The sequence below is a fragment of the Rahnella sikkimica genome (genome assembly GCF_002951615.1).
In the GTDB taxonomy this organism is placed as follows: Bacteria; Pseudomonadota; Gammaproteobacteria; order Enterobacterales; family Enterobacteriaceae; genus Rahnella; species Rahnella sikkimica.
On record NZ_CP019062.1, the window covers coordinates 263,752 to 284,041 of the forward strand.

The 20,290-nt window shown below is 55.0% G+C and carries 21 protein-coding genes; 19 read left to right on the top strand and 2 right to left on the bottom strand.

Annotated features, from left to right (window positions below; genetic code table 11):
- Positions 1-114: 114 nt before the first annotated feature.
- From ccmA to mlaA, 10 genes are all read left to right on the top strand, one after another.
- Positions 115-756 carry a cytochrome c biogenesis heme-transporting ATPase CcmA gene (gene ccmA, locus BV494_RS01285; RefSeq protein ID WP_104921209.1) on the top strand — a complete coding sequence of 214 codons (642 nt, stop codon included), beginning with the start codon at positions 115-117 and terminating at the stop codon, positions 754-756.
- A 21-nt stretch (positions 757-777) separates the two neighbouring features.
- Positions 778-1,437, top strand: coding sequence for a heme exporter protein CcmB (gene ccmB / locus BV494_RS01290; RefSeq protein ID WP_104921210.1), 660 nt, complete (start codon positions 778-780; stop codon positions 1,435-1,437).
- Positions 1,438-1,770: 333 nt separating this feature from the next.
- Positions 1,771-2,508, top strand: a complete 738-nt coding sequence (locus BV494_RS01295) for a heme ABC transporter permease (RefSeq protein ID WP_104921211.1) — start codon at positions 1,771-1,773, stop codon at positions 2,506-2,508.
- Positions 2,505-2,765, top strand: coding sequence for a heme exporter protein CcmD (gene ccmD, locus BV494_RS01300; RefSeq protein ID WP_104921212.1), 261 nt, complete (start codon positions 2,505-2,507; stop codon positions 2,763-2,765). Before BV494_RS01295 ends, ccmD begins: the two co-directional genes overlap by 4 nt.
- Positions 2,762-3,256, top strand: a complete 495-nt coding sequence (gene ccmE / locus BV494_RS01305; RefSeq protein ID WP_104921213.1) for a cytochrome c maturation protein CcmE — start codon at positions 2,762-2,764, stop codon at positions 3,254-3,256. Before ccmD ends, ccmE begins: the two co-directional genes overlap by 4 nt.
- The gene (locus tag BV494_RS01310; protein ID WP_104921214.1) at positions 3,253-5,223 is read left to right on the top strand and encodes a heme lyase CcmF/NrfE family subunit; all 1,971 of its coding nucleotides are present in this window, start codon (positions 3,253-3,255) and stop codon (positions 5,221-5,223) included. Before ccmE ends, BV494_RS01310 begins: the two co-directional genes overlap by 4 nt.
- Positions 5,220-5,771, top strand: a complete 552-nt coding sequence (locus BV494_RS01315) for a DsbE family thiol:disulfide interchange protein (RefSeq protein WP_104921215.1) — start codon at positions 5,220-5,222, stop codon at positions 5,769-5,771. Before BV494_RS01310 ends, BV494_RS01315 begins: the two co-directional genes overlap by 4 nt.
- A complete protein-coding gene (locus tag BV494_RS01320) occupies positions 5,768-6,253 on the top strand; it encodes a cytochrome c-type biogenesis protein (protein WP_104921216.1) in 486 nt (161 codons plus the stop codon). The genes BV494_RS01315 and BV494_RS01320 overlap by 4 nt, the downstream gene beginning before the upstream one ends.
- Positions 6,250-7,464 carry a c-type cytochrome biogenesis protein CcmI gene (gene ccmI, locus BV494_RS01325; protein ID WP_104921217.1) on the top strand — a complete coding sequence of 405 codons (1,215 nt, stop codon included), beginning with the start codon at positions 6,250-6,252 and terminating at the stop codon, positions 7,462-7,464. The genes BV494_RS01320 and ccmI overlap by 4 nt, the downstream gene beginning before the upstream one ends.
- A gap of 34 nt (positions 7,465-7,498) precedes the next feature.
- A complete protein-coding gene (mlaA, locus tag BV494_RS01330; RefSeq protein ID WP_104921218.1) occupies positions 7,499-8,266 on the top strand; it encodes a phospholipid-binding lipoprotein MlaA in 768 nt (255 codons plus the stop codon).
- Positions 8,267-8,342: 76 nt separating this feature from the next.
- On the opposite strand, the gene fadL is transcribed toward mlaA, so the two are convergent.
- The gene (gene fadL / locus BV494_RS01335; RefSeq protein WP_104921219.1) at positions 8,343-9,620 is read right to left on the bottom strand and encodes a long-chain fatty acid transporter FadL; all 1,278 of its coding nucleotides are present in this window, start codon (positions 9,618-9,620) and stop codon (positions 8,343-8,345) included.
- A gap of 417 nt (positions 9,621-10,037) precedes the next feature.
- Between fadL and BV494_RS01340 the strand changes: the two genes are divergently transcribed.
- The 4 genes from BV494_RS01340 to sixA all read left to right on the top strand — a co-directional run bounded on the left by BV494_RS01340 (position 10,038) and on the right by sixA (position 14,991).
- Complete coding sequence (locus BV494_RS01340) at positions 10,038-10,370, top strand: YfcZ/YiiS family protein (protein ID WP_104921220.1); 333 nt, start codon at positions 10,038-10,040, stop codon at positions 10,368-10,370.
- A 206-nt stretch (positions 10,371-10,576) separates the two neighbouring features.
- Entirely contained in the window at positions 10,577-11,890 is a 1,314-nt protein-coding gene (gene fadI, locus BV494_RS01345; RefSeq protein WP_104921221.1) for an acetyl-CoA C-acyltransferase FadI, read from the top strand.
- Positions 11,887-14,055, top strand: a complete 2,169-nt coding sequence (gene fadJ / locus BV494_RS01350; protein WP_104921222.1) for a fatty acid oxidation complex subunit alpha FadJ — start codon at positions 11,887-11,889, stop codon at positions 14,053-14,055. Before fadI ends, fadJ begins: the two co-directional genes overlap by 4 nt.
- 447 nt (positions 14,056-14,502) lie before the next feature.
- A complete protein-coding gene (gene sixA / locus BV494_RS01360; protein WP_101076153.1) occupies positions 14,503-14,991 on the top strand; it encodes a phosphohistidine phosphatase SixA in 489 nt (162 codons plus the stop codon).
- Between the two features lie 87 nt (positions 14,992-15,078).
- Here sixA and smrB read toward each other — a convergent pair whose 3' ends face one another.
- A complete protein-coding gene (smrB, locus tag BV494_RS01365; protein ID WP_104924666.1) occupies positions 15,079-15,618 on the bottom strand; it encodes an endonuclease SmrB in 540 nt (179 codons plus the stop codon).
- A 201-nt stretch (positions 15,619-15,819) separates the two neighbouring features.
- Here smrB and prmB point away from each other — a divergent pair, with 201 nt between their 5' ends.
- From prmB to BV494_RS01390, 5 genes are all read left to right on the top strand, one after another.
- Positions 15,820-16,752 carry a 50S ribosomal protein L3 N(5)-glutamine methyltransferase gene (gene prmB, locus BV494_RS01370; RefSeq protein WP_104921224.1) on the top strand — a complete coding sequence of 311 codons (933 nt, stop codon included), beginning with the start codon at positions 15,820-15,822 and terminating at the stop codon, positions 16,750-16,752.
- A gap of 74 nt (positions 16,753-16,826) precedes the next feature.
- Positions 16,827-17,912, top strand: coding sequence for a chorismate synthase (aroC, locus tag BV494_RS01375; RefSeq protein WP_104921225.1), 1,086 nt, complete (start codon positions 16,827-16,829; stop codon positions 17,910-17,912).
- Between the two features lie 85 nt (positions 17,913-17,997).
- On the top strand, positions 17,998-18,771 hold the full coding sequence (mepA, locus tag BV494_RS01380) for a penicillin-insensitive murein endopeptidase (protein WP_192938122.1): 774 nt from the start codon (positions 17,998-18,000) through the stop codon (positions 18,769-18,771).
- Positions 18,772-18,818: 47 nt separating this feature from the next.
- Positions 18,819-19,619, top strand: a complete 801-nt coding sequence (locus tag BV494_RS01385; RefSeq protein WP_104921227.1) for a sulfite exporter TauE/SafE family protein — start codon at positions 18,819-18,821, stop codon at positions 19,617-19,619.
- Positions 19,620-19,713: 94 nt separating this feature from the next.
- Positions 19,714-20,271 carry an elongation factor P hydroxylase gene (locus tag BV494_RS01390; RefSeq protein WP_104921228.1) on the top strand — a complete coding sequence of 186 codons (558 nt, stop codon included), beginning with the start codon at positions 19,714-19,716 and terminating at the stop codon, positions 20,269-20,271.
- The last annotated feature ends 19 nt before the right edge of the window (positions 20,272-20,290 follow it).

A 20,290-nucleotide genomic window follows, 5' to 3' on the forward strand; every position in this document is an offset into this window, starting at 1 on the left:
GATATCAGACTTTTCTGGCGGGCGTTTATATGCAATAACGTACCGCTCCCTAAGCTGCGTCGTGCCGGACGCCTGTGATATGATGCGGACTTGTGAAAAATAAGAGACATCTCCATGTTTGAAGCCCTTAACCTGAGCTGCGTTCGCGATGAGCGGACCTTGTTTAGCGGCTTGAGTTTCACGGTCTTGCCGGGCGAAATGGTGCAGATTGAGGGCCGGAACGGTGCCGGTAAAACCAGTTTGCTGCGTATTCTGGCCGGGCTGTCCTCTCCGGACGCCGGTGAAGTCCGCTGGCAGGGCGTCAGTACCCGCCGTCAGCGCGATGTTTTTCATCAGGAACTTCTGTATCTCGGCCATCAGCCCGGCATAAAGTCAGTGCTTACTGCGTTTGAAAACCTTGCCTTCTGTCTGTCTGTCAGCAGTTCGTCCCCCCGCGGTGACGCCGCAGCGGACGCTATTTATCAGGCACTCGAAAATGTCGGCCTGCTGGGTTACGAAGATGTCACGGTCGCGCAGATGTCCGCCGGGCAGCAACGGCGCGTGGCGCTGGCGCGTTTGTGGCTGAGCAATGCGCCGTTGTGGATCCTCGATGAACCGCTGACGGCCATTGATAAGCAGGGCGTTGCGACGCTGATTGCGCTGTTCGAACAACATGCGGAGCAGGGCGGAATGGTGCTTTTGACTACGCATCAGGATTTACAGGGCGTTAACCGCGATGTGCGGAAAATCCGTCTGACCGGCGCAGAGCTGGCGTGACGCGAAAGGGAAAGAGACCGAATGTTTACTCAGGTTCTGAGCCGCGAACTGAAAATCGCTTTTCGGAAAAGCGCTGAAATTATCAACCCGCTGTGGTTTTTCCTGATTGTTATTACGCTGTTTCCGTTAGGAATTGGCCCGGAGCCAAAACTGCTGGCGCGGATTGCGCCCGGTATTGTCTGGGTTGCCGCGCTGTTGTCGTCCCTGCTGGCGCTGGAAAGGTTGTTCCGCGATGACTATCTCGACGGCACGCTTGAGCAGCTGTTGTTATTGCCCTCGCCGCTGGCACTCACGGTTCTGGGGAAAGTATGTGCTCACTGGGTGGTGACCGGTTTGCCGTTACTGATCCTGTCTCCGCTGATTGCCCTGTTACTTTCACTCGATTTTGAAACCTGGAAAGCCGTCGCGCTGACGATTTTACTGGGGACGCCGACGCTGAGTTTTATCGGTGCCATCGGCGTGGCGCTGACGGTCGGGCTGCGCAAGGGCGGCGTGTTGCTGAGTCTGCTGGTGCTGCCGCTGTATATTCCGGTGCTGATTTTTGCCACGGGTGCGATTGATGCCGCGTCGATGTCGATGCCCATCGTCGGGTATCTGGCGATCCTCGGCGCGATGTTAGCGGGCAGTGCGACGTTAGCGCCGTTTGCTACCGCAGCCGCCCTGCGAGTCAGCGTTCACTAACCCTAAATAATTCGGGCTGCAGATGCGTTGGCTGCTCTTCGCCACCCGAATCACTGACTTGTGTCAGCTCATCGGGATGGCGTCGTTTGCCGCCTTCCTGCAACCCGAATTATTTAGGGTTAGTTTTGATGCTGGCACTTAACACAGAATTATTTTACGTGCCGTTACAATAGAGAAGAAAAAACGCAACCTTTGACTAACATCACACTTCTCTATAGTGAACAATAGACAAGCCAACAATAAGTGCGGGGAATTGATATCTGACCGCACAAGAGCCCACCGAGGCTCCACGGCAACCCACACAGTGACATTTTAAAGTGAGCAACGATAACAATGTGGAAATGGTTACATCAACTCGCGCGGCCTGAACGGCTTTACCACGTCTGTGGCCGGTTCATTCCGTGGCTCGGGCTACTCGGTATCGCCTGTCTGGTGATCGGCTGGGTCTGGGGTTTTGGTTATGCGCCGCCCGACTATCAGCAAGGTAACAGCTACCGGATTATGTACATTCACGTCCCGGCGGCGATCTGGTCGATGGGGATTTACAGCGCAATGGCTATCGCGGCGTTCATCGGCCTGGTGTGGCAGATGAAGATGTCGGATCTGGCCGTTGCGGCGATGGCACCGGTCGGGGCTGTTTTCACATTTATCGCGCTGGTCACCGGCTCGGCCTGGGGCAAACCGATGTGGGGCACCTGGTGGGTTTGGGATGCACGTCTGACGTCCGAACTGGTGCTGCTGTTCCTGTATCTCGGCGTGATTGCGTTGTATAACGCCTTCGATGACCGCCGTCTGGCTGGTCGCGCTGCCGGTATTCTGGTGCTGGTCGGCGTGGTCAATATTCCCATCATTCATTACTCCGTTCAGTGGTGGAACACGCTGCATCAGGGTTCCACCAACATGCAGCAATCCATCGACCCGAGTATGCGTTATCCGCTGCGCTGGGCGATTTTCGGTTATCTGTTCTTCTTTATTACCCTCACGCTGATGCGTTTACGTAACCTGATTTTGCATCAGGAACGTCTGCGTCCGTGGGTGGCTGGCCTGCTGAATAAGGAGCGTCGCGGATGAGCCCTGCATTCCCAAGCTGGCACGATTTTTTCGCCATGGGCGGTTATGCCTTTTATGTCTGGCTGTCGGTGGCGGCAACCCTGATTTCCCTGATTGCGCTGGTGGCGCACACGCTTGTGCAGCATCGTCAGATTCTCGACGACGTGAAACGCCGTCAGGCTCGCGAAAAACGCATTAATCAGTCCACATCTAAAAAACAGCAAGGCGCACAGACGTCACCGCTGGAACCGGAGACATCCGGGGAGAAGTTATTGTGAATCCACGTCGTAAGAAACGCCTGTCGCTGGCGCTGGTGGTGCTGATCGGTCTCGGCCTGAGCATTACACTGGTGATGTATGCGCTGCGCTCCAACATTGATTTGTTCTACACACCGGGTGAAATCCTGCAGGGCAAAGGCGACAATCACGAAATGCCGGAAGTCGGTCAGCGCCTGCGCATCGGCGGCATGGTGATGCCCGGTTCGGTAAAACGTGATCCGAAAAGCCTGCAGGTGAGTTTCAAGATTTATGATGCGCGCGGCGCGATTGCGGTGACGTACAACGGCATTCTGCCGGATCTGTTCCGTGAAGGGCAGGGCGTGGTGGCGCAGGGTGTGATGGAACCGGGGAATGTCGTGAATGCGATTCAGGTTCTGGCTAAACACGATGAAAAATATGTGCCGCCGGAAGTGGCCGACGCCATGAAAGAAAACCACAAAGGGCCGGCTTCGGCGTATGTGGGTAACGATAAAGGAAGCAACCGCTCATGATGCCGGAACTCGGAACCTTTGCACTCTGTCTGGCGTTAGGTCTGGCGGTTTTACTGAGTATTTACCCGCAATGGGGCGCGGCAAGACAGGATAACCGGATGATGGCGATGGCGCGTCCGCTGTCGTACGGCATGTTCGCCTGTATCGTGCTGGCCTTTGCGATTCTGGTTCACGCGTTTGTGGTGAATGATTTCACTGTCGCGTATGTCGCCAATAACTCCAACACCCATTTGCCGGTGTATTACCGCGTGGCGGCCACCTGGGGCGCGCACGAAGGTTCGCTGCTGTTATGGGTGTTGCTGCTGAGTTGCTGGACGCTGGCCGTTGCGCTGTTCAGCCGTCAGATGCCGCAGGACGCCGTAGCGCGCGTGCTGGCCGTAATGGGCATGATCACCAGCGGATTCCTGCTGTTTATTCTGCTGACGTCGAATCCGTTCATCCGCTCTTTACCGAATTTCCCTGTGGACGGCAGCGACCTGAATCCGGTGCTTCAGGACATCGGCCTGATTTTCCATCCGCCATTGCTGTACATGGGTTACGTCGGTTTCTCGGTGGCATTCGCGTTTGCGATTGCCTCGCTGATGGCCGGACGGCTTGATACCGCGTGGGCGCGCTGGTCGCGTCCGTGGACGACGGCTGCGTGGGTGTTTCTGACCATCGGCATCGTGCTCGGTTCTGCGTGGGCATATTACGAATTGGGCTGGGGCGGCTGGTGGTTCTGGGATCCGGTCGAGAACGCGTCATTTATGCCTTGGCTGGCGGGAACCGCGCTTATCCACTCGCTCGCCGTGACCGAAAAACGCGGGACATTCAAAGCCTGGACGGTTCTGCTGGCGATCACCGCGTTCTCGCTGTGTCTTCTCGGGACTTTCCTGGTGCGTTCCGGCGTGCTGGTCTCGGTTCACTCATTCGCCTCAGATCCGGCGCGCGGCATGTTTATCCTCGCGTATTTGGTGATTGTGATTGGCGGTTCCTTGCTGCTGTACGCCTTTAAAGGCAACTCGGTGCGTGCGCCGGGCCGTCATGAACTGCATTCGCGCGAAAGTTATCTGCTCGGCAATAACGTTTTGCTGGTCGCCGCCATGCTGGTGGTTTTACTTGGCACGCTGTTGCCGCTGATTCACAAACAGCTCGGGCTGGGCAGTATTTCCATCGGCGAACCGTTCTTTAATACGATGTTTACCTGGCTGATGGCACCGCTGGCGCTGTTGTTAGGCATCGGCCCGCTGGTGCGCTGGCGTCGCGATGAGCCAAGCAAATTGTGGCGTCGTCTGGGCGTTGCGCTGGTGGTGACGCTGGTTCTGTCGATTCTTCTGCCGTGGTTATTGCAGGACAAGATTGTCGGCATGACCGTTGTCGGCCTGCTGATGTCGGTGTGGGTGATTGTGCTGACGCTGATGGAACTGCATGAACGCGCCACGCACCGTCATACGTTCTGGCGTGGTCTGACCAAACTTTCCCGCAGCCACTGGGGCATGGTGCTCGGGCATCTGGGCGTGGCGGTCACGGTGATTGGTATTGCGTTCAGCCAGAACTACAGCGTTGAACGCGACGTGCGCATGAAAGCCGGTGATACGGTGGATATCCATGATTATCACTTTGTCTTCCGCGACGTTCGCGACATTACCGGCCCGAATTACACTGGCGGCGAAGCGAATATCGACGTCACGCAGAACGGTAAAAAAGTCACCACGCTGCACGCGGAAAAACGCTTCTACAGCGTGGCGCGCAGCATGATGACCGAAGCTGCCATCGACGGCAATCTGGCGCGTGATTTGTACGCCGCGCTGGGCGAAGAGCTGGATGACGGCTCGTGGGCGGTGCGTTTGTATTACAAACCGTTTGTCCGCTGGATCTGGCTGGGCGGGCTCTTTATGGCTGCCGGCGGCGTGTTGTGTATTCTCGACCCGCGTTACCGCATGAGCAAAAAACTGAAGAAACAGGGCAATGCGGAGGCTGAGGAATGAACCGTAAACTTCTCTTTATTCCGCTGATTCTGTTTCTGGCGCTGGCGGCGGCCTTGTTACTCCAGCTGACACGCAACGCCAACGGTGATGATCCGACGTTGCTCGAATCTGCCCTGATCGGCAAACCGGTGCCGGTGTTTAAGCTGGAATCGCTGGCGCAGGCCGGAAAAACCTACGACCAGTCGGTGCTGCGCGATGGCAAACCGATGCTGCTGAACGTCTGGGCAACCTGGTGCCCGACGTGCCGTGCCGAACATGATTACCTGAATACACTGGCCGCCAAAGGCGTGCGCGTGGTCGGGCTCAATTACAAAGACGACCGTCAGAAAGCGGTTAACTGGCTGAATACGCTGGGCAATCCGTACATGCTCAGCCTGTACGACGGCGACGGAATGCTCGGGTTAGATCTGGGCGTGTACGGCGCGCCGGAAACGTTCCTGATCGACGGACAAGGCATTATCCGCTATCGCCATGCGGGCGACCTGAATGAGAAAGTCTGGCAAACCGAAGTGTTGCCGCTGTACAAAAAATACGGAGGCAACGCATGAAATTTTTACGCGTATTGCCTGCGTTAATGCTCGGTGTGGCGTTGAGTTTCAGCGCGTTCGCGGCTATCGATACCTATCAGTTTACGTCGCCACAGCAGGAGCAGGATTACCGCGAGATCACCGCGCAGCTGCGCTGCCCGAAATGCCAGAACACCAATATTGCGGCGTCCGATTCGATTATCGCCGCCGACATGCGCACCAAGGTGTTTCAGTTGCTCAGTGAAGGGCAGGATCGTCAGCAAATCGTCGCCTATATGGTGGCGCGTTACGGTAACTTCGTCACGTACGAACCGCCGGTGACGCCTTCAACTATCATCCTGTGGCTTGGCCCGGTTTTAGTGGTGATTATCGGTGCCGCAATGATTTTCATGCGTTCCCGCCGCCCTGCGGTATTGCGCGAAAACAGTTCAGAAGACATGTCAGAACAAGAGAAACAGCGCCTGGCGCAGTTACTTAAAGACAGCGACAGGACCGGATCATGAGTATTTTTTGGCTGTGTATTTTGGTGATGCTGGTCATCGCACTGGCGCTGTTTATTGTGCCGGTGATCCGTGGCGATCGCGCGGAACATACGTCGCGCGATGCGCTCAATAAAGCGTTTTACCATCACCGTTTGAGTGAGCTGGAACAGGACGAAGCGCAGGGCGTGGTGGATGAACGTCCGGCGCATATTCAGGAATTGCAGGAAAACTTGCTGACCGATATCCCTGACGGCCAGGCACCGGCGGCGGTACAACAGATCGGCCGCTGGACGCTGCTGCCGGGCGCGATTTTGCTGGTGATCATCACGCTGGGCCTCTATTTATATGCGGGCGGATTAGGGCAGGTGAGTGCGTGGAATCAGGTGATGCAGCACATGCCTGATTTGCGTCACCGTATCGCCGACGATCACGGCACGCCGCTGACCGCCAGGGATGTGCAGGATTTAGGACTGGGCTTGCGGACCGATTTGCAGGAAAATCCGGATAATGTGCAGGACTGGGTGATGCTCGGTCGTGTGGGCATGGCGCTCAATAATGCCGCCACCGCCACACAGGCCTACGCCCATGCGTATGAACTGGCTCCGAACGATATGGACGTAAAACTCGGTTATACCGAAGTGTTAACACGCTCTTCAGATCCGCAGGATAACCTTACCGGCGGAAATCTTTTACGCAGTATGCTGGAAAAATCTCAGGGCGATCTGCGCGTATTAAGCTTGCTGGCCTATAATGAATATGAACAGGGTCATTATCCGCAAGCCATTGGCGCGTGGGAAGTTATGCAGAAAATTCTGCCCGCGGGTGATAAACGTCTTGGGATGGTTCAGGCAAGCATTGCACAGGCAAAACAGAAGGCGGGGTTAGATCAGGTTAAACTGGCGGTAAACGTAACGCTTTCTGCTGATGCTCAGCAGAAACTTCCGCAAGATGGCACGGTCTTTATCTCGGTGACCGATGGCAGCAGCCCGGTGCCGGTGGCCGTTAAAAAACTGCCACTGAGCCGCTTCCCGCTGGCGATTACCGTCGATGACAGCAATGCGATGATGCCGGAACGCTTGCTTTCTTCGTTGCATCAATTAAAAGTACGCGTGCGTATTTCACAGAATGGTCTGGCGACGCCAGCTTCGGGTGACTGGTACGGCGACAGTTCGCTGACCGATTTTGCCGGTAACGGCCAGGTCAGCATTGAAATTAATCAGCAGGTTCCTTAATCACGAGCCGAAGATCCAAAACAGGGAGATATCCATGAACTTACGCCTGACTGGGCTGGCGTTTGCGACAGTTTTGCTGGTCGGTTGTGCCGGCACGTCCGGATCGTCGGACAGCGAACAGCAAGGACGTTCTGATCCGCTCGAAGGTTTCAACCGCGCGATGTTCAACTTCAACTTCAACTACGTGGATCCGTATGTTTTGCGTCCTGTGGCTGTTGCCTGGCGTGATTACGTGCCGCAACCGGCGCGTAACGGCACCAGTAATTTCCTGAGTAACCTCGATGAACCGGCCAGCATGGTGAACTCCTTGCTGAAAGGCGATCCGTACCGTGCAGCGATCCACTTTAACCGTTTCTTCCTGAATACCCTTCTGGGGATGGGCGGTCTGATTGACGTGGCCGGGATGGCGAACCCGAAACTGACGCGCGAAGAAGCGCAGGGCTTCGGCAGTACATTGGGGCATTGGGGCGTCGGTTACGGCCCGTATGTTCAGTTGCCGGCATACGGCAGTGCGACGATTCGTGATGAAGGCGGCGATCTGGTCGATGACCTGTATCCGATGCTGAGCTATCTGACATTCTGGATGTCAGCCGGTAAATGGGTGCTGCAAGGCGTGGAAACCCGTGCTGAATTGCTTGATTCTGACGGCCTGATCAGAAACTCTTCCGATCCTTACCTGATGCTCCGTGAAGCGTACTTCCAGCGTCATGACTTCCTGGCGAAAGGCGGTCAGTTAACCCCTCAGGTGAATCCGAATGCGGCACTGATTCAGGGTGACCTGAAAGACATCGATTCGGAATAACGGTCTGTGCCGATTGAGTACAAAAAAAGCGCCTTCCGGCGCTTTTTTCATTTATATGCTCTGTCGTGAATACCGGTCAGAAGCTGTAGTTAAAGTTCGCGCCGTACAACATCGCGGTGCCTTTCGCCTGGAACTCATAATTCGGCACGCCATCAGCCACTTTCTCGCTGATATTCACCGTCTGGCCGTGCATATAGGAAACACCGACGTCCACAGAAGCATCTTTGGTAAAGGCGTACGTGGTACCGGCTGAAATCCAGAAACGATCCTGATCCGGGATAGAAATGGTGCGGTTGTCCGCCGGAACCGGGCTGTCATCAAACGCGATACCGGTACGGAATGTCCAGTTGTCGTCGTAGTAATAGGTGGTACCCAGCGCGATGCGGTAAGCATCATGATAGCCTTCGTTTTTATCGAACAGCGTCTGGCCCTGAGAACCGGTGGCTTTCAGCTCCTGGAACTGGCTCCAGCTGGTGTATGCCAGGCTATAGTGAATGGCCCATTTCGGTGCGACGCGGTTATAACCTGACAGCTCCCACATTTCAGGCAGATTCAGGGTCAGTGAACCCGGAACGGTGTGGCCGCCTGTGCCACCCAATGCCTGCGGAATGCCGTTGCGGTATTCGCCGTCGAAATCGATTTTCACTTCTGAGCGGTAAGTGAAGCCGTAACGGTTATTGTCATCCACTTCATACAGTACACCGGCGTTCCAGCCGTAGCCCCATTCGTTGCCTTTCAGCTTAGCGGCTTCGGTATCAGCAGGCAGCAATCCGCCGGTTTTAAGCGGAACCAGTTCGCCCGCAGTACGGCGGATTTTCGCTTTCGCGTAGACCGCATCAAAGCCCAGACCGAAGCTGAAATGCTCGTTCAAACGGTAAGCGACGCTTAAGTTATTGTTGATGGTGGTCAGATCGGTTTCGCCACCAATCGGGCCAGCGGGATAGTTATCGCTAAATTCTGTCGCCAAACCGTAGTTTGAGGTCGCCGATGCGCCGAGGGCCCATTGCTCATTCAGGGGCATAATAAAGTGGATATTTGGGATCCACTGGTTTGGTGCAATGTTACTGGCACTGGTATCTGCACCCGTGACCGGGGATTTGCCGGTGACATCGACATTCGGGTCGACATAGATTGCGCCGATGGAAAATGCCGGACGATTAAACATTGTCATGGTCGCCGGGTTACGGCTGCCGGATGCTGCGGTATCAGCGATAGCGCCTTCACCCGAGAAAGAACGGCCTAAACCGGCGGCGGTGTATTCATTGAGCTGAAAACCTGCCGCGTATACGTTGGAGGAAACAATTGCCACTGCTGCTGCCAGAGCTGATCTTTTAAACAGGTTTTTCTGGTTCATGACCAAAACCTCAATTTTATGTTTTTTATCAAACAATGTTACATCAAGTAACAATGAGCGCGGGATTGTAGGGTTCGTTATCAGTCTGACAAATCAGACCAGTGAGCGAAGTATAGGTCTGACCTGTGGTGTAGTTGCAATAATGTTTCATTGATATTTCTTATTTGATGCAAGAAATCGGATCCACTTAACAAAAAACAAACAATAAAAGTTCAATTAAGAAACGTTAAAATGAGAGTGGTGACTTAAATTTAATCTGATAGTTACATTTACGTGATCTGGATCACTTCAAAGGCACATAAAAAGTAAGTGCTAGCTGTAGTCCAACCGCTGGCGTAAAATACAGGCTGAAAATAATTCTTTAATTCGCAATCAGGCCAGACGGTAGACGTTGCCGTTGATGCCGGGGAGAAAATTATGTCTGACGTAACCATGTCCTCTAAATCCACCCAACCTCTGCATTCCATCAACAAATGTGGCGCGGAAGAAACCGCTGCCTGCTGCTGTGTTGATGTGGGTACCATTATGGATAACACCGACTGCACCGCGTCTTACCTGCACGTTTTCGAAACCGAAGCGCAGGCCAAAGAAATGCTGCAAACGCTGACTGCACGCGCACGCGGCGTTGAATCAGAGCCTTGCGAAATTAACAGCAAGATTGAAAAAGTTGACGGTGGCGTTGAGTTGAAAGTGGATTTCACTTTCTCCTGCCAGGCAGAGACCATGATCTTCCAGTTAGCTTTACGATAATTATTCCGGTTCTCCGAAATACCGCTGATCTTCAGCGGTATTTTTTTGCCTGCTATTTACGCCTGCCTCTTTCTTCTCACTCTCGTTTCAGAAAAATTTGCAGTTGCTCGCACTTCAAACCCTTTCACTTTGCCAAATGTAAATACATAGTTAACACTGAGTTATCAGGTCTGACCTCTTAAGACCCTCTTTACTCAGGAGCTTGTATGAACAAAGTCATTCCACTGGTTACGCGTGAAGGCGATCGCATTGCGATTGTCGACGGTTTGCGCACGCCGTTTGCCAAGCAGGCCACCGCCTATCACGGGATCCCCGCCGTGGACTTGGGCAAAATGGTGGTCAGCGAGTTGCTGGCGAAAAGTGGAATCGATCCGAAAGACATTGATCAACTGGTGTTCGGGCAGGTCGTCCAGATGCCGGAAGCGCCGAACATTGCACGCGAAATCGTGCTCGGTACCGGAATGAACGTTTCGACCGACGCCTACAGCGTTTCCCGCGCCTGTGCGACCAGTTTTCAGGCGGTGGCGAATGTCGCCGAAAGCATTCTCAGCGGCACGGTGCGTGTCGGGATTGCGGGCGGAGCCGATTCCTCGTCGGTGCTGCCGATTGGCGTGAGTAAGCGCCTCGCCAGAGCACTGGTTGACGTGAACAAAGCGCGCACGCTGTCGCAGCGTCTTTCGATTTTCAGCAAACTGAAATTACGCGATCTGTTGCCGGTTCCGCCTGCGGTCGCGGAGTATTCCACCGGCCTGCGCATGGGCGATACCGCCGAACAGATGGCAAAAAGTCACGGGATTTCCCGCGAACAGCAGGATGAGCTGGCGCACCGTTCACATACGCTGGCCGCGCTGGCGTGGGAGCAGGGCTATCTGAACTCACAGGTGATGGCAGCGCAGGTTCCGCCTTATCGCGAAGTGCTGCAAAAAGACAACAACATCCGCCTCAATTCGGAAATCGGGCAGTACGCGAAACTGCGTCCGGCGTTTGACCGTAAACACGGCACCGTCACTGCCGCAACCAGTACGCCGCTCACCGACGGCGCGGCTGCTGTTCTGATGATGAGCGAATCCCGCGCCCGTGAATTAGGGCTTGAGCCGCTGGGCTATCTGAAAAGCTTTGCGTTTTCGGCTATCGACGTCTGGGAAGACATGCTTCTCGGCCCGGCATACGCCACGCCGCTGGCGTTAGATCGCGCCGGGCTGACGCTGGCGGATCTGGATCTGATTGATATGCACGAAGCCTTTGCCGCACAGACGCTGGCGAATATCAAAATGCTGGCCAGCGACGAATTCGCCCGCGAAAAACTGGGGCGCAGTCAGGCAGTTGGCGAAATAGATTGGGATAAATTCAATGTTTTAGGCGGTTCGCTGGCATACGGGCATCCGTTTGCCGCAACCGGAGCGCGCATGATCACGCAGACGCTGCATGAATTACGCCGTCGCGGCGGAAAATACGGGCTGACAACGGCCTGCGCCGCCGGTGGTCTGGGCGCGGCAATGATTGTGGAGGCAGCGCAATGAGAGACAACATGGAAAACCCAAACATTCCGGAAATCACGCCAGCAGAGCCGGTTTCCGCTTTCTCGCTGATGTTTACGGCAGAACATGTCGGCATCATCACCGTTGATGTTCCCGGCGAAAAAGTGAATACCCTGAAGGCTGAATTTGCTCAGCAAATCTGCGCTATTTTGCAAAAAGCGCAGCAGTATCCGAATCTGAAAGGTCTGGTGCTCGTTTCCGGCAAAACTGACTCGTTTATTGCCGGTGCCGACATCACGATGATTTCCGGCTGCAAAACAGCGGTTGAAGCCAGCCAGTTAGCGCAAAAAGGCCAGACGGTCATGTCGCAGATAGCGTCGTTTTCCGTGCCGGTCGTGGCGGCTATTCACGGTGCCTGTCTTGGCGGCGGGCTCGAACTGGCGCTGGCGTGCCATGCGCGGGTCTGCTCGCTGGATGATAAAACGCAGCTCGGCCTGCCGGAAGTTCAGTTGGGGCTTTTACCCGGTTCGGGCGGCACGCAGCGTTTACCGCGATTAATCGGTGCGCCGAAAGCACTGGATATGATGCTTACCGGGCGCAGTATTCGTGCGAAACAGGCGCTGAGAATGGGGCTGGTGGACGACGCCGTGCCTTATTCTATTTTGCTGAAAACCGCGCTGGAACGTGTCGCCAAAGGCCGTAGATCCCGGCCACCTTTACCGTGGCAGGCGCGGCTGGCGGGCGGTCCGCTGGGGAAAAGCCTGTTGTTCTATTTTGTACGCAAACAGACCCGCGCAAAAACGCACGGTAATTATCCGGCCACGGAAAAAATTATTGATGTGGTGAAAACCGGCCTCGATCAGGGCAGCGGAAACGGCTATCAGGCCGAAGCCAGGGCTTTTGGCGAACTGGTGATGACGCCGCAATCCGCCGCACTTCGCGGTTTATTCTTTGCCTCGACGGCGCTGAAAAAAGAAAAAGGCGCTGACGCTGAGCCGCTGCCGGTTAGTCGCGTCGGGATCCTCGGTGGCGGGCTGATGGGCGGCGGCATTGCGAATGTCACCGCGACCCGCGCCGGGCTGCCGGTGCGTATTAAAGACATTAATCACGAAGGCATACGCCATGCGCTGAAATACAGCTGGGATCTGCTGGAGAAAAAAGTCCGCAGCCGCAGGCTTACCCGTAACGAGCAGCAGCGGCAGATGATGCTGATTTCCGGCACCACGGATTACAGCGGTTTCTCGCAGATTGATATCGTGGTGGAAGCGGTATTTGAAGACCTGAAACTCAAGCAATCCATGGTGGCGGAGATCGAGAAAAATGCCGCACCGCACACTATATTCGCTTCAAACACCTCTTCTTTACCGATTCATCAGATTGCGGAGAAGGCTACAAGGCCTGAGCGGGTGATCGGCCTGCATTATTTCAGCCCGGTAGACAAAATGCCGCTGGTGGAAGTTATTCCCCATGCGGGCACCAGCGCGCAGACGATTTCGACTACCGTTTCGCTGGCGAAGAAACAGGGGAAAACGGCGATTGTGGTGGGCGATAGCGCCGGGTTCTACGTAAATCGCATTCTTGCGCCTTATATCAACGAGGCGGCGCGCTGCCTGCTGGCCGGTGAACCTGTCGATCATATCGATAATGCGCTGGTGAACTTTGGCTTCCCTGTCGGGCCCGTTCAGCTTCTCGACGAAGTGGGCATTGATGTCGGTACGAAAATCGGCCCGATTCTGGTGGAAGCGTTTGGTGAACGCTTTGCTGCACCGTCTGGCTTTGACGCCGTTTTACAAGACGACCGCAAAGGCCGTAAGAATGGCAAAGGTTTTTATCTCTACGGTCAGAAAGGGCGCGGGACGAAGAAAAAGCAGGTCGATCCGTCGGTCTATCGTTTACTGAATGTCACGCCAAAAGCGCAGCAGTCGGGCGAAGAGATCGCACAGCGCTGCGTCATGCTGATGCTGAACGAGGCCGTCCGGTGCCTGGATGAAAATGTGATCCGCAGCGCGCGTGATGGTGATCTCGGCGCAGTATTTGGCATTGGTTTTCCGCCGTTTCGCGGCGGGCCGTTCCGTTACATCGACACGCTCGGTGCTGCCAGCGTGGTGAAAACGCTGGAACAACTGGCACAACGCTATGGCGAACATTTTACGCCGTGCGAAGGTCTGCGGCGGCGGGCAGAGCAGGGCGAGCGTTTCTGTCCCTGAAAGAGGCGCGTGAAAAGGTCGGCGGAGTGTGACCCGCGTCACTGCTTAATGCTGAGTTTCACGACAATCTGGATCAGATCCTGCTTGCAGCCTGACGACAGCGCGCGGGATCTTTTTTATGGTGAGACTGACTTTGTTCAAGAACAATCCCAAGCGGTTGATCTACAACCCGAGTGGTTAAATATTCGCCTGAGCAGTTTACAAGCTGTCAGGGTTGGTGTAAAAAACAGCGTTTTCTTTACGCGAACTTTCAGGCAAAATGCCCGACCGCTGTTCCTGTACAGACAGAATCTGTGGGCACGGCGTGTTAAGTGGATGTACTGCCTTACAGTTATCTTGTCATGAGAAGGGTCGTCCAAACGGCGATCATAAAGGCTGGGCAATGGGTAATACAGCACGCAAGGCGTTTCTGTATAGCGCTATTTTTGTTAACAAAAGCGGTGCAATATGCAAGTTGTAATCATGCGTCACGGTGATGCGGTTCTTGAAGCTGCCAGCGATTCGGTTCGCCCGTTAAGCGAATGTGGATGTGACGAATCAGTACATATGGCGGCGTGGCTGAATGGCCGGGGTATCAACATTGACCGCGTTCTGGTCAGTCCGTACCTGCGTGCGCAACAGACACTCGAAAAAGTTCGCCAGTGTCTGGCTCTGCCTGAAAATGTTGAAATTGATATTCTGAAAGAACTGACGCCGGGCGGTGATCCTGCTCTGGTCGCCAGTGAGCTGCAACATCTGGCGCAGACGGGCGTGAATGCGGTACTGGTGGTTTCCCACCTGCCGCTGGTTGGTTACCTGGTCGCAGAACTGTGTCCGGGAGTCTGCCCGCCGATGTTCGCCACCTCTGCAATGGCAAGCGTGGAGCTGAATGCGCAAACAGGGCAGGGCAGCTTTGACTGGCAGTTTAGTCCGTGCCAGGTGATGGCAAAGGTTTAATTTTCCGGGACGGAATATTAAACAAAAGAAAGGCACAGCCGTGTAAACGCGCTGTGCCTTTCTGCTTTTTGTTATTCGCCAACGGGGTCAGCTGATTTTGTCATCCAGCTCAACCAGCACCAGCAACGCCGCAGTGCCGCCTAACTCTTTCGGTGCCTGATGGAAGGCTTCAACGTCAGGATGCTGGGCCAGCCACAGCGGAGTTTGCTGCTTGAGAATATGCTTGCCGTGGCCGTGCATGACGCACGCGCAGTGTACGTGTTCGCGGCGGCAGGCGGCGATCAGCGCCCCTAATTCCTGCTTGGCTTCTTTCTGCGTTAAACCGTGCAAATCCAGAAACAGCTCGGGGGAATAATCTCCGCGACGCAATTTCTTCAATTCAAAATGGCTGACGTCAGGCCGGATGTGGCGAACCGGGCCTTCTTCCTGCAACATCGGCTGGAATTCATCAGAAAAATAATAACTGGCGTCTACCTGCTCCTGAATCAGCTTTTTCGGCGACAGTTCTGACACTTTTTTCCGCAGCGGACGGTGAGTAATTGTGTCATTTTTCAGGCGCTTGACGCCCGGAACGGCTTCACGAAACAGGGCCGCTTCCTCCGGGCTCAGCCGGTGTTTTTTCTTCATCTTTTTATCGTCATTTTCGCTCAATGCCGACAGTGTACCTTCCGTCACCCTGCGGTTTAAAGAAAACTCAGGGTTAAATTCTTCGAGGCATCGCGCAAGTGCGTTGACTAGCTGCTGATTTGTGCCGGGCTTCGTGGCAAACTATGCGGAAATTACGGGTTAAACGTCTGTTAAAAACCCTGTACTGCCTGGAGAAATAAATTGGACAAAATTTTCGTCGACGAAGCGGTCAGTGAACTGCATACCATTCAGGATATGCTGCGCTGGACCGTCAGCCGCCTGAACGCGGCCGGTGTTTATTACGGTCATGGCACCGATAATCCGTGGGACGAAGCCGTGCAACTGGTTTTGCCAAGTGTGTTTTTGCCGCTCGACATTCCTGAAGATATGCACACGGCGCGTCTGACCTCCAGCGAGCGTCACCGTATCGTTGAGCGCGTGATTCGCCGCGTCAATGAACGCGTTCCGGTCGCCTATCTGACCAACAAAGCCTGGTTCTGCGACATGGAGTTTTATGTCGATGAGCGCGTTCTGGTGCCGCGTTCGCCGATTGGTGAACTGATTAGCCACCGCTTCTCCGGCATCCTGCACGACAAACCCGAGCACATCCTCGACATGTGTACCGGCAGTGGCTGCATTGCGATTGCCTGTGCTTACGCGTTCCCGGAAACGGAAGTGGACGCCGTGGATATCTCTGCGGACGCGCTGGCCGTGGCCGAGCGCAATATCGATACGCACGGCATTGAGAACTGGGTTACGCCAATCCGTTCAGACCTGTTCCGTGAACTGCCGCCGCTGCAATACGACCTGATCGTCACGAATCCCCCTTACGTTGACGAAGAAGATATGTCCGATTTACCGCAGGAATACCGCCACGAGCCGGTGCTCGGTCTGGCCTCCGGCAGCGATGGCCTGAAACTGACCCGCCGCATTCTGGCCTGCGCGCCGGATTACCTGACCGATGACGGCGTGCTGATTTGTGAAGTGGGCAACAGCATGGTACATCTGATGGATCAGTATCCTGAGATCCCGTTCACCTGGCTGGAATTCGAAAACGGCGGTGACGGTGTCTTCATGCTGACTAAACAGCAACTGCTTGATTGTGCAGAAGAGTTCCGCGCTTACCGCGACTAAACATCCTGTTGACCGGCTGTTGTTCAGCCGGTCATTTTGCAAAATAACAACTTATTAATGGTTAAGGAGCCGTGATGGCAGGGAACAGTATTGGGCAGTTTTTCCGCGTCACCACCTTCGGCGAATCTCACGGTGTGGCACTCGGCTGCATCATTGACGGCGTACCGCCGGGCATCTCGCTGACAGAAGCAGACCTGCAACACGACCTCGACCGTCGTCGTCCGGGCACCTCGCGTTACACCACGCAGCGCCGTGAAGCGGATGAAGTCAAAATCCTGTCCGGCGTATTTGAAGGCGTAACGACGGGCACCAGCATCGGCCTGATTATCCAGAATACCGACCAGCGCTCGCAGGATTACAGCGCGATCAAAGACGTATTCCGTCCGGGTCATGCCGATTACACCTACGAACAAAAATACGGCGTGCGCGACTATCGCGGCGGTGGCCGGTCTTCAGCCCGTGAAACCGCCATGCGCGTAGCCGCAGGCGCGGTGGCGAAGAAATACCTGTTCGAAAAATTCGGTGTGAAAGTGCGCGGCTTTATGTCCCAGATGGGCGACATTCACTGCGAGCTGAAAGACTGGGATCTGGTCGAAACCAACCCGTTCTTCTGCCCGGATGAAAGCAAACTCGACGCGCTGGACGAGCTGATGCGCAGCCTGAAAAAAGAAGGCGACTCGATTGGTGCCAAAATTACCGTTATCGCTGAGCATCTGCCGGTTGGCCTTGGTGAGCCGGTATTCGACCGTCTTGATGCCGATCTGGCGCACGCGCTGATGAGCATTAACGCCGTGAAAGGCGTGGAAATTGGTGACGGTTTTGCCGTGGTCAGCAAACGTGGCAGCGAAAACCGTGACGAAATTACGCCAAACGGTTTTCAAAGCAACCACGCGGGCGGCATTCTTGGCGGGATCAGCAGCGGTCAGCCGGTCGTTGCCCATCTGGCGCTGAAACCCACGTCCAGCATCACCGTTCCGGGGCGCACCATTAACCGGGAAGGCGAACAGGTCGAGATGATCACCAAAGGCCGTCACGATCCGTGTGTCGGGATCCGCGCCGTGCCGATCGCTGAAGCGATGATGGCGATTGTGCTGATGGATCACCTGCTGCGTCAGCGTGCCCAGAACGGCGACGTCCACTCCACCGTGCCACGCTGGTAAGCCTTCGATGAAATTCTTACGCAACGTTCCAGCGTTTAAAACCGCCTGCGCCAGTCTTCTGGCGCTCGCGCTTTGCGCACCGGCTATGGCGGCAACGCCGTGGCAGAAGATTACTCAACCGATTTCCGGCGCGCCGCAGGCGGTGGGAAGCTACGCCAACGGATGTCAGATTGGCGCACAGCCTTTGCCGCTGAATTCACCGGATTATCAGGTGATGCGTACCGATCAGCGCCGTTATTTCGGCCAGCCGGATTTACTGGCGTTCATCACGCGACTCGGCACTCAGGCGCAGCAAAAAGGGCTGGGAACCATGCTGGTCGGCGATATGGCGATGCCAGCGGGCGGGCGTTTCAGCAGCGGCCATGCCAGCCATCAGTCCGGGCTGGATGTGGATATCTGGCTGCAACTGCCTCGTCAGCGCTGGAGCGAGCAGATGTTGCTCAAACCGCAGCCTATCGATCTGGTCAGTGCCAACGGTAAATCTGTAGTGCCGAGCCAGTGGCAGCCGCGTATCGAAACGCTGATCAAAATGGCGGCGCAGGATAAAGACGTGGTGCGCATTTTTGTGAATGCGGCAATCAAACAACAGCTTTGTCAGGATGCGGGCGCTGATCGCGAATGGCTGCACAAAGTGCGTCCGTGGTTTGGCCATCGTGCGCACATGCACGTGCGTCTGCGTTGCCCGGTGGGCAGTACTGAATGCGAGAACCAGGCTGCGCCACCAGCGGGTGACGGATGTGGTGCCGAGCTGCAAAGCTGGTTCCTGCCACCGAAACCTCCAACAGGTAACCCGGTGAAATCTGAGCCACCTCCGCTGCCGCCAACTTGTCAGGCGCTGCTGGACAAACACGTTCTCTAACAACGTTTCAATAATTCTTCGCCACGTAAAGCGGGACTGATAGAAAAATGGACTGGTTGATTGTTGCCCCCTGGGTAGTAGGTGTTCTGTTTTTAGTAGCGTTAGTGGCGGGATTTATTGACTCAATCGCTGGCGGTGGCGGCCTTATCAGCCTGCCTGCATTGCTGGCAGCCGGGGTTTCTCCGGCTCAGGCGATTGCAACCAACAAGCTTTCGGCGGTAGGCGGTTCTTTCTCCGCCAGCCTGTATTTTGTGCGCCGGAAAGTGGTGGATCTTAACGATCAGAAGCTCAACATTGCCTGCACGTTTGTGGGTTCAGTGCTGGGTGCGATCCTGATCCAGCGCTTACAGGCCGATATGCTGCGCCAGATCCTGCCGCTGCTGATCATCTGCATCGGGCTGTATTTCCTACTGACCCCGAAACTGGGCGAAAACGATCGTCAGAGACGCCTCTCTGCGCTGCCTTATGCGCTGGTCGGTGGCGGCTGCGTCGGCTTTTATGATGGCTTCTTCGGTCCCGGTGCCGGTTCGTTTTACGCATTAGGCTTTGTGACGTTATGCGGTTTTAACCTCGCGAAAGCCACGGCGCACGCTAAAGTCCTGAACTTCACCTCCAACTTTGGTGGCCTGTTGTTCTTCATTCTGGGCGGTAAAGTGGTCTGGGGATTAGGATTTGTGATGATGGCAGGGCAGTTTATCGGCGCTCGTCTCGGCGCGCGAATGGTGCTCAGCAAAGGCCAGAAGATGATCCGCCCGATGGTGGTCGTGGTGTCTGTTGTCATGAGCTGTAAGCTTATCTATGACAATCATGGTGAGCAAATCCATCAATGGCTTACCCTTCATCTTTGAAGCTGCCCAATGCTTGCCTGAAGTCATGAAATTGACAGTTATAACAGGGTTATATTGTCGCCCCTGATCTTACTTACAGAGTTTCACAGCCAATATGTCTGATTCGACTGCAACACATAACTATCAACAATTGATGGATATTTTTGATTCCTGTTTCTTTGAGGAATTCAACGTGCGCCTGGTGAAAGGCGACGACGAACCCATCTATCTGCCCGCCGATGAGCAGGAACCGTTTAACCGCATTGTGTTTGCACACGGCTATTACGCCAGCGGGATGCACGAGATTTCCCACTGGTGCGTTGCAGGTGCTGAACGCCATAAGTTGGTGGATTTCGGTTACTGGTATTGCCCGGATGGCCGTGACGCGCAAACGCAAAGCGAGTTCGAAAAAGTCGAAATCAAACCTCAGTCCTATGAATGGCTGTTTTGCGCCGCTGCCGGCTTTAATTTCAACGTGAGCTGTGACAACCTGAGCGGCGATTGTGAGCCAGACCGTGTGGGCTTCCAGAACAAAGTACGTGAAGAAGTGCTCCGCATGCTGGATCAGGGCATCCCTGAAAGACCGGCGCGCTTTATTAAAGCGTTACAATCGTTTTACAATACCGCCCCTTTGACGCCTGCAGATTTCCCTGCGTTGCAGCCGATTGAATAAAAAAACAGAGTCCGGATAC